The organism is Sulfitobacter sp. JL08, assembly GCF_003352045.1.
GTDB lineage: Bacteria > Pseudomonadota > Alphaproteobacteria > Rhodobacterales > Rhodobacteraceae > JL08.
Genome location: NZ_CP025815.1, coordinates 908515 through 923120 on the forward strand (window position 1 = coordinate 908515; position 14606 = coordinate 923120).

The 14606-nt window shown below is 53.9% G+C and carries 17 protein-coding genes, 1 tRNA gene and 1 pseudogene; 12 read left to right on the plus strand and 7 right to left on the minus strand.

The features are described from left to right. Window positions 1-4 precede the first annotated feature (4 nt). The 3 genes from C1J05_RS04570 to C1J05_RS04580 all read right to left on the minus strand — a co-directional run bounded on the left by C1J05_RS04570 (window position 5) and on the right by C1J05_RS04580 (window position 1915). A complete protein-coding gene (locus C1J05_RS04570) occupies window positions 5-526 on the minus strand; it encodes a hypothetical protein (RefSeq protein ID WP_205389064.1) in 522 nt (173 codons plus the stop codon). 28 nt (window positions 527-554) lie between these two features. Beyond that, the gene (locus C1J05_RS04575) at window positions 555-1325 is read right to left on the minus strand and encodes a hypothetical protein (RefSeq protein WP_114869223.1); all 771 of its coding nucleotides are present in this window, start codon (window positions 1323-1325) and stop codon (window positions 555-557) included. A gap of 74 nt (window positions 1326-1399) precedes the next feature. After that, window positions 1400-1915, minus strand: a complete 516-nt coding sequence (locus tag C1J05_RS04580; RefSeq protein WP_114869224.1) for a DUF805 domain-containing protein — start codon at window positions 1913-1915, stop codon at window positions 1400-1402. A gap of 425 nt (window positions 1916-2340) precedes the next feature. Between C1J05_RS04580 and C1J05_RS22075 the strand changes: the two genes are divergently transcribed. Continuing rightward, window positions 2341-2592 (plus strand): cytochrome c, encoded by a 252-nt coding sequence (locus tag C1J05_RS22075; RefSeq protein ID WP_368073744.1) that lies wholly within the window; start codon window positions 2341-2343, stop codon window positions 2590-2592. A 45-nt stretch (window positions 2593-2637) separates the two neighbouring features. Further along, on the plus strand, window positions 2638-3045 hold the full coding sequence (locus tag C1J05_RS04590; protein WP_114869226.1) for a c-type cytochrome: 408 nt from the start codon (window positions 2638-2640) through the stop codon (window positions 3043-3045). 44 nt (window positions 3046-3089) lie between these two features. Here C1J05_RS04590 and C1J05_RS04595 read toward each other — a convergent pair whose 3' ends face one another. Together C1J05_RS04595 and C1J05_RS04600 are read right to left on the minus strand one after the other, a co-directional pair. After that, the gene (locus C1J05_RS04595) at window positions 3090-3827 is read right to left on the minus strand and encodes an STAS/SEC14 domain-containing protein (protein WP_114869227.1); all 738 of its coding nucleotides are present in this window, start codon (window positions 3825-3827) and stop codon (window positions 3090-3092) included. Window positions 3828-3869: 42 nt separating this feature from the next. Further along, window positions 3870-4667 (minus strand): methyltransferase domain-containing protein, encoded by a 798-nt coding sequence (locus C1J05_RS04600; RefSeq protein WP_114869228.1) that lies wholly within the window; start codon window positions 4665-4667, stop codon window positions 3870-3872. A gap of 174 nt (window positions 4668-4841) precedes the next feature. Here C1J05_RS04600 and C1J05_RS04605 point away from each other — a divergent pair, with 174 nt between their 5' ends. The 4 genes and pseudogenes from C1J05_RS04605 (at window position 4842) to C1J05_RS22225 (ending at window position 6539) form a co-directional block, all read left to right on the plus strand. Beyond that, the gene (locus C1J05_RS04605; RefSeq protein ID WP_114869229.1) at window positions 4842-5768 is read left to right on the plus strand and encodes a ketopantoate reductase family protein; all 927 of its coding nucleotides are present in this window, start codon (window positions 4842-4844) and stop codon (window positions 5766-5768) included. 28 nt (window positions 5769-5796) lie between these two features. Next, window positions 5797-5985: a 2'-5' RNA ligase family protein gene (locus tag C1J05_RS04610; protein WP_114869230.1), complete on the plus strand. Its 189-nt coding sequence runs from the start codon at window positions 5797-5799 to the stop codon at window positions 5983-5985. Between the two features lie 119 nt (window positions 5986-6104). Further along, window positions 6105-6164, plus strand: a pseudogene (locus tag C1J05_RS22220) (hypothetical protein); the annotation flags it as partial. 153 nt (window positions 6165-6317) lie between these two features. Continuing rightward, entirely contained in the window at window positions 6318-6539 is a 222-nt protein-coding gene (locus tag C1J05_RS22225; protein ID WP_441351686.1) for a thioredoxin family protein, read from the plus strand. Between the two features lie 33 nt (window positions 6540-6572). On the opposite strand, the gene C1J05_RS04620 is transcribed toward C1J05_RS22225, so the two are convergent. Next, entirely contained in the window at window positions 6573-6908 is a 336-nt protein-coding gene (locus C1J05_RS04620; protein WP_114869232.1) for a YegP family protein, read from the minus strand. A 157-nt stretch (window positions 6909-7065) separates the two neighbouring features. On the opposite strand from C1J05_RS04620, the gene C1J05_RS04625 reads away from it, so the two are divergent. Beyond that, on the plus strand, window positions 7066-8181 hold the full coding sequence (locus C1J05_RS04625; protein ID WP_114869233.1) for an NADH:flavin oxidoreductase/NADH oxidase: 1116 nt from the start codon (window positions 7066-7068) through the stop codon (window positions 8179-8181). 214 nt (window positions 8182-8395) lie between these two features. Here the strand turns inward: C1J05_RS04625 and C1J05_RS04630 are convergent, their stop codons facing one another. Further along, window positions 8396-9628 carry a lytic murein transglycosylase gene (locus C1J05_RS04630; protein ID WP_114869234.1) on the minus strand — a complete coding sequence of 411 codons (1233 nt, stop codon included), beginning with the start codon at window positions 9626-9628 and terminating at the stop codon, window positions 8396-8398. 215 nt (window positions 9629-9843) lie between these two features. On the opposite strand from C1J05_RS04630, the gene C1J05_RS04635 reads away from it, so the two are divergent. The 5 genes from C1J05_RS04635 (at window position 9844) to C1J05_RS04655 (ending at window position 14496) form a co-directional block, all read left to right on the plus strand. Next, the gene (locus C1J05_RS04635; RefSeq protein ID WP_114872108.1) at window positions 9844-10455 is read left to right on the plus strand and encodes an HdeD family acid-resistance protein; all 612 of its coding nucleotides are present in this window, start codon (window positions 9844-9846) and stop codon (window positions 10453-10455) included. Between the two features lie 22 nt (window positions 10456-10477). After that, window positions 10478-11287 (plus strand): zinc-dependent peptidase, encoded by an 810-nt coding sequence (locus C1J05_RS04640; RefSeq protein WP_114872109.1) that lies wholly within the window; start codon window positions 10478-10480, stop codon window positions 11285-11287. Between the two features lie 362 nt (window positions 11288-11649). After that, window positions 11650-11898, plus strand: a complete 249-nt coding sequence (locus tag C1J05_RS04645) for a VapE domain-containing protein (protein WP_205389066.1) — start codon at window positions 11650-11652, stop codon at window positions 11896-11898. 363 nt (window positions 11899-12261) lie between these two features. Then, window positions 12262-12335: transfer RNA gene (locus tag C1J05_RS04650), tRNA-Gly, on the plus strand. 349 nt (window positions 12336-12684) lie between these two features. Further along, window positions 12685-14496 (plus strand): ABC transporter transmembrane domain-containing protein, encoded by a 1812-nt coding sequence (locus C1J05_RS04655; RefSeq protein ID WP_114869236.1) that lies wholly within the window; start codon window positions 12685-12687, stop codon window positions 14494-14496. Window positions 14497-14606 lie beyond the last annotated feature (110 nt).

Below are 14606 nucleotides of genomic sequence, written 5' to 3' on the forward strand. Positions count from 1 at the left end.
GGTTCTACTCCCACTCTGCCCCCGTGCTCCGCCAGATTTTCTCATCCACATCCCAAACACTAGCAACAACGCAGGGTGTTGGATTGATCCCGTCACATTGCGAGCCATGCACATCTGCCAAAAGCACCCGGAATGGACCGATGTTGGCCATGTCCCAACCCTGATTGAGAAGCGAGAACATATGATCCCCGATCAGGAAGTGAGACATGCAATCGCCTGTGCCGCAATAGAGCGACACAGCGGTGGAGCAGGCGAACCCGGACTCGTCCAGAATCCAGTCCCGTTGGATGTCACCATCGAGATCAATACGGTGAACGGCTCCTAATTCGAGGGCGAACTGTCCGTTCTCGAATTCTGAACATGCCTGCCGTGCGACCTCGACTTTTTCCAGCAACTGAAAAGGCAGTTCGGACAAATCTTGCGCGTTTGCCGAAGCAGTACAAAGAGCTGCAAACATCGCATAAAGAGCGACCGTCCATCGTCGAACAGCAATTCCTTTGCCCGTTCCGGCTAGCTGGTGTCCCATCTCTGTCTCTCCAGCCTTCCCATGTGTTTCAATTGCATTGCTCGTAGTTGTAATCGCCGAATTCGATCCAGTTCCGCCCCCCGTCGCTGAAGACAAGGAACTCTGACCGATCTTCGCCCAATAGAGCGAGCTGGAAGCCCGCTGGTGGTTGGGAGTTTCCGAAGAAGCTGTATGAAGTCATCGCGCGTACGGTCTCACCATTGACGGTCACGATGGCATCCCACTGGTCACCTGGTTGACCCACCATCGCGTATTCGATGACCCTCTGAACGGCACCACCTCCACAATAGACAATACCTTCGGGCGCCTCCAAGGTTTGAGAGACAGATGCACCGGAATTGCAGGCCGCTCGTAGCGATTTGATAGCTGCGGATGATCCTTTGAGTGTGAAGATACCGTACGTGATATCCTGCTCGACCATCGAAAGGTTCAGTACTGCGTTTTGCGCGATCTGATCCAAAACGAAATTATAGTCGCTTTGCTCGAAGAAACGGATTTCGACAGGATAGTTGTCGGCGATCGAGATATCCGCATTCGCCGATCCCGTCTGGAATGCGCCAACCTCGGTCGAGCCATCCTTCATGAAGCGGAATGACAGGCCTTGCTTGGCAACAATATCCTTTGCGTCTTCATAACCCGCCGGCGCGAAACGGACCAGGTCGCATTGCAGCTCCAGCGTCATGTTGTCAGTCTGGATGAAGGCGTTGGCATTGGGCGGTCCGCTAAAATTCCACTCAGCCGTAGCGGGGGATGACATCAATATTGAGAGGACCGTGCCGGTGATCAGATGTCTCTTCATAGGTAACCTTCTTAGTAGTTTACTAGTGTTGCGTTAGGGCGCTGAAAAATCCCTGACTACGGCCCACCATCGTCTTACGCCGCAGGTGGGCCGTAGTCATTCGCACCTTCCTGTGACGGTCGGCTTAGCCACCAGATCATCAGTACTGAGAGTATGAGCTGAAGTACCCCAACAACCATCAAGCCGGTTGCGCCTAGAAGGGCTGCTGGGCCTCTCAACGCATCAGGGTCGTCCGCACCTTGTTCGAGAACTGAGAACGCGGCGACGCCGCTGAAAAGCATAAACATGGTTGCGATGCTGAGCGCTGCGGGCAAAAGCAGGTACCAGCCTGGTCTTCCAGTGTCGTGCAAACGACGCCATCCAGCAGCAAGCATAGGTATAACAACTGCAAGTTGGAAAATTGGTGTGATGACTTGGTTACTCTCTCCAGTTTCAGGGTTCATGCCGAATAGAGAGGCGTCGATAATTGCCAAGACAATGCTGACGATGACGACAAACAACACAAACCACCAGTACTCGGACCGCAACGCGCGCCCCGAGAAAACGAAGTATTTTGCAAGGCATGTCTTTATTGCGTCAACGAAACCCATGTTTGCGTTCTCCCTGAATACGTTGCCAGGTACTTTCTGACACGAGGAGACATCTTGCAAGCTTTGGTCAACCTACTCAGATGCTGCACCTGAAACGGGCTGCTTCGTCCAGCATGGCGGACCTAGCTATTTGTTTCAGTTAGGTCCGCTATCCAACCCGAAGCGGTTGTAGTACAATGACAAACGGCTAGCCTGTTCGTATTTCGCGAATGACGCCGCTTCTTTTTTCGGTGGTGTCGCCAGCGAAACGACCCTGCATATGTCGGGTCTTTATTGCTTGCGGGGATTGCCGCAAGCTCCAAAGTGAATGAGGTCGGATTGCACAATTCGCATCAGTAAAGAGGGAGAAACATTTGAAGACACTTTGTTCTGGCTTAGCAACCATTGCCGGTCTCTTCTTCGCTCACGCCGCCGAAGCGCAGACGGTGCTTGCAGTTCAACGCGGGGAGACAATAGTTCAGACGTATTGCTCACAGTGTCATGCCGTTGGAAAGACCGGCTCCAGCCCTTTGTCTGCCGCTCCCCCGTTAAGAGACCTCCATAAGCGTTATCCTGTCGAACATCTTGAAGAAGCGTTCGCTGAAGGCATTTACACCGGACACCCGGAGATGCCGCGGTTCGAATTTGAGCCGGATCAAATCGATGACTTGATCGCATACCTAAAGTCTTTGGAATAGCGTTATCGTCAGGCAAGCTAGGTTTCTAAAATAAGGAGAACTTAGATGGTAACAATTCGAGCAATGATCTTTACACTCGCGGCAGCGGGCGCCGCCTCAGCACAAGAAATAAATGTTGAGGACGGCAAAACCCTTTTCCTTAACTCTTGCTGGCAGTGCCATGGACTGGATGCGAAAGGGTTTGGTCCGATGGCCGAGATGCTCGCGATCGAAACACCTGATCTGACTGAGCTTTCGAAACGAAATGGTGGTGTGTTTCCAACAGAGGCTGTGGCCATGCAAATTGACGGCCGATCTCCTGTGCTGGCCCACGGTGGAGAAATGCCGATCTTCGGACAATCACTCGAGTCCGACAAAAACGTGGCACTGCGCATGAACAGTGGTCAACAAATGATGGCCGGTTTGCCGTTGGCAAATGTGATCGTTTATCTGGAGTCCCTCCAGACAGAATAGTTTGGCAATTGACAGTGCGAAAGACTGAACGTCCTTTGCGGTCGTCAGGTGACAATCCATTTCTTCGCATCTTCGAGGTCTTCAACATCAAACACCATGACTTCTGTTGGCATCAGGCTGCCAAACAGTTTCGTACTTTTTCTTATCCAGTCGATGTCGGTTACCAGTGCCAACTTGGAGAATGTCGTCAGGTGCGAAAACCCGAACCGCACGTCGTCCCACATGGCGCCCGCGGAGTATCCGTCAAAATACTGATCAAGTACGCATAACAGTTTGAGCTTGTCGTGGTTTTTCGCTGCCCCTTCAATCAAGGGCACGAGGCTGTCCGTATAGTCTTTCGATGTAATCAAACCGGAAAAGCGCAGCGCGATGACGTCGCCTGGAAAACCTTCCATCGCGGTGATCGCACCGGGATGATCTTCTTCCATTGCGGCCCAGTTCAGCGCATCGTCCAAAGCGTCGGTTTTGAAACGCCTTATCTTTGCACCGGTGAACACGTCAGCCAAAGGATGCGCAAGGGAAAGCAGGACACTTTCCGTGACAAAGGCGACCTTTGGTACGATTTTCTGACGCTCATGAATAAACGAAATATGGGACTTCAGCGCATCGAAGCTTTCCCACATCGGGGCGCTTTCAGTCACAACAACGAGGCTCGGCACGCGATCACGCTCGTTGATATAGCTGTTCATCTTTCCAACGAGACCCTCGATGTCATCCTTGGATATTTTGCCTTCCGGTGAAATGACGAAAAGGTTTTCTTTTTCTTTGATCTCGATTTTCATCTGGGCCAACTCCTTTTTAAAAATACTCCCAATGGTCGTGGGCTAACTTGATTTGCGGCCTGTAACGACAAACTGCGGTGACACGACCAGGTAGCGTTCATTTGTCAGTGCCTCTTCGACCTTGGTAACAACTTCATCAATTGCAGTCTGTTCAAGGGTTCCGCTCTTCGCTGCGTATTTTGCCATATTGCGCACCATTCCAAGAAGCCGGCCGCTGGTATCAACGTTGGCAATCACAGATACCCGCAAGTCTTGGAAACCCGCATCCGAAAAATTAGCGAAAAGCTTTCTGCCCATGTCAGCGTTGCGACAGGCGTGCGCAGCAGCTTTGACGAAACTGCGCCACAGGTCATGCTCCACGGGTTCCGCAACCATCATGTACCAATCCCCGTCGATGGCATGCGCAAGACCGCCGGAATGCAGCACCCGATGAAATTCTCGCAATGTCGCAACCGGGTCATCGACATACATAATTGCGTTGCGCGCAGTGACCCGGTCCAGCGCGTTATCGGAAAAGGGCAGTGCCACACCATCGTTTTGATGGGTGGTCAATCGATCCGAGACACCTGCCTGCACCGCATTTTCGTTGGCGATCTCCAAGAAGCCCGCGTTGATGTCGATGGCATGGACATGCCCTGATGGGCCAATGCGCTTGGCGAGTTCCACTGCGACTTTGCCCGGGCCGCATCCGAAATCTGCAACTATCTGTCCTTCATACACGTCGGCTGCAGCATACAGGGCTTCAGCCGCGTCATCCCAGCTGAACCCGCCCTTGTAGGCCGCCATGCGATCGGGTTCGATGTCGCGCCAGTGTGCTTTGTAGAATGGCTCATCAGTCATGCTGCGACTCTGCGTCGTCGTGTTTAAACACAACTATCACAAATGGCGGACCGGGTCTGCGATGTCTTGAGCGGCTTTGCATCTTCCTAAGGGCAAATGTCACTGCTCATTTTTTTGAGCTGCATGATTGTGTTACACTGAAAGCCTGCAAATAAAGCTTGAGGGAGGAGGCCCATGAAGATCGCAACAGTAGCAACGGGCGGAATTGGCGGGTTCCTGGCTGTCAAACTGGGGCTGCGGGGGCATCAGGTCGCCACGATTGCGCGCGGAGCGCATCTCGAGGCTATTGCTCAAAATGGTCTAATCCTTGATGCGCCAAGTGGCAAATTCACTGTGCATCCCTGGATCGCGACGGATGATCCGAAAAATGTCGGCGAAGTCGATGCGGTCATTTTCGGGGTGAAGGGAGATGACCTAGAAACAGCGGCTCAGGCGTGCTTGCCGCTTCTCGGAACAGAAACGGTTGTCGTGCCTTTTCTCAACGGGGTCGAGGCGGCCGATCGCCTAAGCAAGATCATCCCGCACCAAAATGTTGCCAATGGTATGGCCCAGGTCTCAACAACAATCTCTTCACCCGGTGTGATCACTCAAACGGGTGAGTTCAACCAATTCGTTTTTGCAGAACGGGACAGTCAACCGTCGGAGCGGATCGCGGCACTTCAGGAAGCGTTGACAGACGCAGGTGTGTCTGCTCCAGCGACCGACGATATTGAACACGATCTCTGGTCCAAATTTGCACTGTTTTCTGCGGTCTCCGGCGTAACGGCCGCAGGGCGCTGCACAATCGCCGATATTACGAGCACGCCTGAACTGGGCGCACTGTTTCGAAACGTGATGGGCGAAACGGCTGCTTTGGGTCGAGCCCGTGGCGTTGCGCTCGGTGACGACATAGAGACCAAGACCTGGGAGCGGGCGCAGACGCTTCCGCCTAACATGCGTGCCTCAACGGCAATCGATTTGGAAAATGGCAGACCGCTGGAGATCGAATGGGTGTCTGGTGCCGTGGCTCGACTGTCGGAGAAAGCAGGTTTGGACGTACCCATAAACAAAGTTATTTATGCGCTTTTGTTGCCCCACAAAGCGGGCAGTAAGAGACACTGACTTTCCCAGTTCACAAACCCAAAATGACATGCGCGTATTTGTGGCTATAGACCTTCCGGATGAAATCCGCGGTGAACTTGAAAGACTTCAGGAGTATCTGCCAGTCGGTCGGGCGGTGCCGTCGGACAATCTGCACCTGACATTGAGCTTTCTGGGTGATCAATCCGAAGTGGCATGCGAAGACGCGCATGGTCGTGTTTCTGGCCTCTGTCCATGATTTCGGTCAAAGCACGAACTTTTCCCCGCGAATTTAGTGCGGTTGATCAGGTACGATGGGATTTGTGAGGTTCAAAATTGGCGGTATGAATTGGTTAGCTCAACCAGATGGGGGTATATATGGCATTTAAGTTGGCGTGTCTGGCATGCGGACAGGGTAATCGGGTTGCGGATGACAAGCTGGGCGCGGGCCCAAAGTGCGGCACTTGTGGTGCGAAACTTGTCAAAGGTGAACCCACAGAGATTTCTCTAGACACCTTGAAAAAAGCCCAGGCGCTCGACGAATTGCCGCTTGTCGTTGATCTTTGGGCAGCATGGTGCGGGCCGTGCCGGATGATGGCGCCGGAATTCGCAAAAGCGGCGAAAACTCTGGAGGGCAAAGCCCGGTTTGCCAAACTGGATACAGAAGCTTACCCACAAGCCAGCCAACGCTACGGGGTTCGTGGCATTCCGCTGTTGATCGCCTTCAGCGAAGGTCGCGAAACAAAACGACATTCTGGCGCGATTTCAGCCCCGCAAATCGTATCTTGGCTGTCCAATGCCGCAGGTGCTTAGACTTGTCCGAAAAAGGCAAAAACGATTATGAGGTTAAGCTGTTTGGTCATCCAATCGTGCCTCGGGGGCGTTTTTTTGCACTGATGCAATACCGTTATCGCGCGCCGCTTTACTGCTGTAGACTTCTGAGGTGCCGATGACCTGGCCATTGGATGCTTTGAGATTGAACATCGGCTTTCCGGATGTGGTGTCTTTTCGCTCAAAGCGGTCATCGATGGTCGCGTTTTTACGGACAGAGTCGACCCCATTCAGTGCGCTCGCTTTTTGCTTGTAGCCTTCGCTCGCCAAGATGATCTCGCCATTGCCAGCCTTCAGGCGAAAGCGATACTCTCCTGCCTTATCTTCGAAAAGTTCAAATTTACCAGCCATTTTTGTCTCCAGATATCCAACTTCATTAAGCGTTAATGTGTGTTGAAATTGCGTGTCATGGCAAGTCGCGGATGACAACCTTGGAAAACCTGCTCATTTACGGGCAGAAAGGGTAAGTTGACTTGAATGCCAGCTTATAAACAAAGGAGTAGCGTACATGAGTATCCTTTTTGAACACCTCGCGCTTGGTAAGTTGCAACTGAAAAACCGGATCGTCATCGCGCCGATGTGCGAGTACTCCGCGATCGATGGCAATGCACAAGATTGGCACATGATCCACCTCGGGAGCTTGGCTCTGTCCGGTGCTGGTCTTTTGATCCTTGAAGCAACAGCGGTATCACCCGAAGGGCGTATTTCGCCGGGTGATCTTGGCCTGTATTGCGACAACAATGAGCAGGCTCTTGGACGGGTTCTGGAGGCGATCCGCAAATACTCAAACATTCCTTTGGCGATTCAGCTCGGTCATGCAGGGCGTAAAGGATCGAGCCATGTCCCTTGGGATGGCGGTGCGCAGATTATGCCCGACGCACCGGGAGGTTGGAAAACATTAGCGCCCTCAGCAATGCCGCACGCAGAGGGAGAGGACGTTCCGAGGCAACTTGATGAAGGCGAACTGCTAAAGATCAAAAATGATTTTGTGCTGGCGGCGCAGCGTGCGGAGCGATTGGGCCTTGAGGGCATAGAGATTCACATGGCGCATGGTTATTTGCTGCACCAATTCCTGTCACCGCTCTCCAATATCCGCACTGACGCATTTGGTGGAAACCTTGAAAACCGCATGCGTTTCCCGATCGAGATCTTTGATGCGGTCAAATCCGCAGTTTCAGAAGACATGCCTGTCTGGGTGCGTGTATCTGCCACGGACTGGGTGCCGGGTGGATGGGATGTGGAGAGTACTGTGGCGCTCTCCAGGATATTGAAGGGACGTGGTTGTGCAGCGATCCATGTGAGCTCCGGAGGAGTTTCCCCAAAACAGGAAATCAAACTTGCACCGGGTTATCAGGTCTCCTTTGCGCAACGCCTCAAAACTGAAATTGGCCTCCCGACAATTGCCGTAGGCCTGATAACTGAAGCCGCTCAAGCTGAAGAGATACTGCAAAAGGGTCAGGCGGATGCTATCGCTCTGGCGCGAGGCATGCTCTACAATCCGCGATGGCCTTGGCATGCAGCGGCTGAACTTGGTGCGCAAGTCAACGTGCCTGAGCAATATTGGCGATGCCAGCCAAATGAATTCCGAAATCTGTTCAGGGGCATGAAAATTGGACATCGATGACTGGCCTGAAGAGTTGAAGTTGCCGCCAATTTCCACTCGGGATTTACCCTCGTACAATTGGCAAGCGCCATTTGTACGAAAGCATTGCGCAGGAGGGCGCCGATGAACGAAGTGTTATCTCCCCCCTTAACGTCGCATACCAATTGTTTGTCTTAGACACCTACACTTGCGAAGCAAAATATGTGAGCACTCTCGTTGTTGAATTGCTTTGCGATCATTTCAAATCCAAGCCCCTTGCCGGGAAACAGGTTGCGCGTTGACCCTTCGCCTCCTGCCATCGCCCGACCGACCGTCTGGTTTTATATCCGGGCAATCCGTCCACGCCGCCTACATCGTGGCCTTCAGCCACCAAGGTCTTTTGCATCGCCGCGATGTCAGAGCGGTATAGGTTTCCGACAGCACCCCAGCTGCCAGCAAAGTCTCCGACGCCATACTGAATGCGATCGCCCACATGCCCAACGAAAAGGGCGTACAGATCGCTCATATTGTAGTCCTTCAAAACGTAGAAATTTGGGGTGGCGATGAACGCGGGGCCATTGCGCCCGGCGGGCATCAGCAGGTAGCCTTCGCCGCGTCTTTCATGGTCTGGAAAGGGTCGTCCAGATACGCGGGTGATCCCCATTTTTTCCCACGCAGAGATACGTCGACCCTGGTCCGGCCCCTCAAGAGTGCAGGAAACGGTTGGTGGCACTGAGACCTCAAAGCCCCAGTCGCGCCCTGCGATCCAGCCATGTTGATCGAGGTACGCACCAATGGAAGCAATCGTGTCGGCATCTGAATTCCATATGTCAGCTCGTCCGTCGCCATTGCCGTCGGCTGCATACTTCAAGAAGCTTGATGGCATGAATTGCGGCTGCCCCAGTGCACCCGCCCAACTGCTTTTCATATTGCCGGGTGGCGCGTGACCTGCCTGAGCTATCTCAAGTGCTGCAATGAGCTCTTGTTCGAAATAGTCTTTCCTGGTGCTCATGAAGGCCTTGGTGCCGAGCACCTCAAATACATTGTACGGTATGGCAACACGCCCATATCCGCTTTCGCGCCCCCAAATAGCGAGAATGATCCGCCCGGGAACGCCTGTTTCTCGTTCCACCGACGCAAGCGTACTTGCATGCTTTCGCGCCATTTGGCGGCCCACAGATGTAGCCCCTTGCACCGAACCTCGATTAAAGTATCTCGCGGGCGATGCGAATTCCGCCTGACTTTGCTTCTTAGGGACTTCCGCTTTTTTGCCTGGTGGGACCAGATCTGGCAGCTTCCAGTTCAAACTGATGCGTGAGAATGCCGCGTTGAACGTGTCTGCCGACACGCCCTTCGATCTAGCCTGCGGCCATACAGTTTGCTCAAGCCAAGTTCGAAACTGTTTTTCGATTGCGGCTTTATTCTGAGCAGGCGCTTGCGTTGCCAGCAAAAGGGATACGGATACCACCAGAGAGGCAAAGAGTTTCATGGTAAACCATTCGATCAGAGTGAGCAGGATACCTTTCGTGCTACAAGTTGCATCGTCGGCAGGTCAATGCTGCTGTAGGGGTATAAATGCTGAAGTTTTTCGTAGAGATTTGGCCTGCAGCTTGTTTTTACGTTAATAATTGCAATCTGTAAGGTGGAATTTATCCGGCTGGCAATGCCAGTGCCTTGGCGGCTCTAAAGGAGGGTATCGCGTATATGGAAGATCGAAAATTCCCTCAGGCCGAAATTGTCGATGACGATCGGCTTGAGGCGCGAGAAGCAATCAGTCAGAGGCTCGGTGGCCTCTGGTGGGCATTTCTTTTGCGCGGGGTGCTGGCTGCAGTTGTCGGCATCGCAGCGTTGTTTTGGCCCACTGGTAGTATTTCTTTTTTAATGCAAGCGATTGGGCTGCTTTTGGTCTTGGACGGAGGGCTTACCTTTCTTGGCATTGGACGGAGAGGTGCCGTTGCTGGCGTCGCCGTCGGCTCAATTTTGATCGGTCTGTTATTGTTGGTCTGGCCCGAGGGGACGGCGCGGTTTGCTTTCGCACTACTGGGCGCGTTTGCCTTGTTGACTGGAGCGGGATCGCTGATGGCCTACAGACAAATGCCGGTAGGCGCACCAGAACGGATGACTACGCGCAATGCCGGAATTGCAGCCCTTGTTATTGGGGCAGTGCTTATTTTCTGGCCCGGATCGGGCTTGGTCGCGCTTGGTTGGGCCATCGCATTTGCTGCGCTTGCGGTTTCTCTCGTTATGTTTCTATTGGCTTCAAGGTTCAAAGCGACAAATGAGCGGCTCAAAACGCGTGTGATCAATCCGCGGTAGTTAACGCTTAAGGTGGGTGAAAGTGGCGTATTTTCTGATCTTCATCCTCGTTGTTGCCGGTGCTTTTGGGTATCGATATTGGACAAAGCGCAAGACGCATGAAAGCTTGCTCACATCCACACTTTCAGATCATCAACGTGAACTTGTTGCAAATCAGGTTCCTCTTACCCGTAGGCTTCCGTCCGAACTGAGCTGTAAGCTTGAGGGCAAAATTCAGGCCTTTCTGAACCAAGTCGAGTTCACGGGGTGTAATGGGTTGGAGGTGACTGAGGAGATGCGGTTTTCAATTGCCGCCCAAGCTTGCCTCCTAATCGTTAACAGTGACACGTGGTACGATCATTTACACACCATTCTTGTCTATCCCGGAGCCTTCAAATCGCGACACGCTTCCCGTAGTGGATATGTCGTGACAGAGCGCGAAACGGTGCGAACGGGTGAGAGTTGGTCGCGCGGTCCTGTCATTTTATCTTGGGCGCATGCCCAGCAAGGTGCACTCAACACAAAAGACGGTCACAATGTTGTCTTTCATGAGTTTGCTCACCAAATCGACGATCTATCCGGCTACACGGATGGTGTTCCCAACCTTGCTGAAAGCCAGAGCTTTGCTAAGTGGGAACACGTCTTCGTCCATGCGCATAAAAGGCATCTTCAACATGTCCAGGCGGGCCGTAAGACTGCAATCGACGCATATGGCGCGGAAGGGCATGAGGAGTATTTTGCAGTCACGGTCGAGCTTTTCTTTGAAAGACCGACAGCTCTCAAACGAGAGGAGCCCGCAGTCTATGAGCAACTCGCGAAGCTTTTCCGGCTTGATCCGTCGACTTGGAGCTAGTCGGCCTCTCAAGGGTCTGAAACGTTATGGTCAACGATCAGGGCTTAAAGGAAGGGGAACGCGCGAAAGGACCGGACGACGAAAACTCCAGTACGCTCGCTTCCGAGTGCGCTTGGGCTTGCGTCTTGCCACGGGCTTCTAGTGGTAGACGTCCAGTTTCGCTTGAATGCCATGACACTGCCGAACGGACTTGCAGATTACCAAGTACAACTGATGGAACTTCGATGCTGACGTATGCATGATTTATCCTCCCTGACTCATTCGTATCAAAAGAAGATAATTCAATCTGTGACACAGTTCACAAGCGGCGCAGATTTTTCGATGCTATAAGTCCGCCGCTGAGCGTGTTCGGATACCATCCGGTGCAAGAGTACCTGCAACACGCTCACAAAAAGACCAAGTACAAGCCCGGTGGTGTCGAGCGCCTGTTCATCGACTTCTGTGGCGCTGAGGACAACCCCTACAACCGTGAGGTCGCCAAGATCGTCATGGTGGCCTCTGTGGCCCGTGTATTCGAGCCGGGGTGCAAGTTCGACTTCGCCCCGATCCTCGAAGGTGGGCAGGGCATCGGTAAATCCACCTTCATCAAGCGCCTGGACACATGGAGCTGAGTCTCAGCGCTCGTCACCTGAAGGTGCGAGTGTGCTCATCGCGATACATAAGTACATGAATGAACTCCCGTCTATACTCCGTGCGCCGCCGAATGTCGGATTTCATGGCTGAACAGCCTTTGGTCCAAAACCAGATTTTATATTCCAATTGGAATGAGGACTGCGAAATTCCGCGTTGTGTGGATCTCATCGGGTCAAGATTGTGCTGTCGTAGCGAATGTTTGCTGTTCGGGCGGTACCGCAGTCAATCGCAGTTGGCCGGCTTTTCGCCGAGAGACGCATTTATCTAGGACACTTGATGCACTCTTCGAGTTGTTGCACTTGACGCTTACACAGCTATGAAATACTACCTAAATCCGTTGAGCGGGCGTTGTGTAGTGGTAAGACCTTAGCCTTCCAAGCTAATGACGCGGGTTCGATTCCCGCCGCCCGCTCCAGAAATCCATTTCCTACAAAATACCTGCAAAGTTTTGTGATCGTTTCCGACAAGCTACCTACAAAATTATATTTTTTCTGATTTGAACGTTTGTCTTCCAAGCTGATGATGCGGGTTCGATTCCCGCCGCCCGCTCCAGGCTTTCTCAAGGCATACTTTACCGAGAACCAGACACGGGGATCAACTGCTTTTCAGTGCGAAAACGTGGTTGCGAATTGCATCTTTCGGGTGCCGGTTTTGGCCGTGATGCCGGAACAGCGGCTTTGATCGATCTTCGATTGTGGCAACTGGCCGCTTGACCCGACCTGTGTTGCCCGCCAATAGGAATGCGCAAAAGCATGAGGATGCAAATGGCAACCCAACAGGCCCCAATCCGCGCCACCCGTTCGGCCAAGGAAGACCGGGAGAAATCCAAGAAAGTCGGGGCGCTGGCTGCGTTGTGGCCCTTTGTTGCGCCTTATCGGGTTCTGATGGTCATGGCCGGTCTTGCCCTGATGCTGACGGCGATGGTGTCTTTGACACTGCCTTTGGCGGTGCGTCGGGTGGTGGACAATTTCAATACAAAAGACGGCGCATTGCTGGATCTGTATTTTGTCGCGGCCATCGTGATTGCCGGGCTTTTGGCAGTTGGCACCGGCTTGCGCTATGCGTTGGTCACGCGTCTGGGGGAACGCGTGGTCGTGGATATCCGCAAGGCCGTGTTTGATCGCGTCATCGGCATGAGCCCCGCGTTTTACGAAAAGATCATGACCGGAGAAGTGCTGAGCCGTATCACCACCGATACGACATTGATCCAGTCTGTCATCGGGTCTTCCATTTCGATTGCGCTGCGCAACGTCCTGATCTTTCTGGGTGGTCTGGCGCTAATGTTGCTGACCTCCGCCAAGCTGACCATGCTGGTGTTGTTGATCGTGCCGGCAGTGGTGGTGCCGATCCTTGTTCTGGGGCGCCGTCTTCGGGTGCTCAGCCGCGAAAACCAGGACTGGATTGCCGAATCAAGCGGCAACGCGTCCGAAGCGCTGACAGCGGTTCAGACGGTGCAGGCCTTTACCCACGAAGACGTCAGCCGCCGCGAATTTTCGGACGTGACCGAAAAAAGCTTTGATGCGGCCCGACGCCGTATCTGGGTGCGGGCGGTGATGACCGTTATCGTGATCTTTCTGGTGTTCACGGGCGTTGTCGGGGTTCTGTGGATCGGCGCGATAGACGTGCGCAACGATGCGATGAGTGCGGGTGCGCTGGTGCAATTCGTGATCTATTCGGTGATGGTGGCTGGCGCGGTCGCGGCCCTGTCCGAAATCTGGGGCGAATTGCAGCGCGCTGCGGGCGCGACCGAGCGGTTGATTGAACTGCTTCAGACGGTTGATGCGGTTCAGGACCCGGAAACACCTGCCACGCTGGCCCGGCCGGTGCGCGGTGAAATCGTTTTTGATAATGTAACCTTCCGCTATCCCGCGCGGCCCGCGATTGCGGCGCTGGATGATGTTAGCCTGACAATTGCGCCCGGTGAAACCGTGGCCTTTGTCGGGCCGTCCGGCGCGGGCAAAACCACCATTATCCAGATGATCCTGCGCTTTTACGATCCCGACTCGGGTGAGGTGCGTCTTGACGGTGTGCCGCTTCACACCATGGCGCGCGATGTCTTTCGCCAGTCGATCGCCACGGTGCCGCAGGATCCCGTGATTTTTGCCGCCTCGGCGCGGGATAACATTCGGTTCGGGCGTCCGGGGGCCAGTGACGCGGATGTCGAACGCGCGGCCAGGGCCGCCGCCGCGCACGAATTCATCAGCGCCCTTCCGGATGGCTATGACAGCTATGTCGGAGAGCGTGGCGTGATGCTGTCGGGCGGGCAGAAGCAACGGGTTGCGATTGCACGGGCGATTTTGCGCGACGCGCCTGTGCTGCTGCTGGACGAGGCCACCAGCGCGCTGGACGCCGAAAGCGAACGCGCAGTGCAGCACGCTGTTGATGCACTCAGCCAGGGGCGTACCACGCTGATTGTGGCACACCGGCTGGCCACGGTGAAAAAAGCCGACCGGATCGTGGTGCTGGAAGAAGGCCGTATTGTCGCGATGGGCGCGCATGATGAACTGGTCGCGGATGGCGGGCTTTATGCGCGACTGGCGCGGTTGCAGTTCACCGATGGGGTCGCTGCCGAATAACTCCGCCCGCGACAATGTCAGGGCGATGATGATCAGCCAGTTATCCGGCGCGCGCGGTTGTGCCGCTCAACCCCTGTGCTAGCCTGCGGCAAAGAACAAAGGAAACAGGG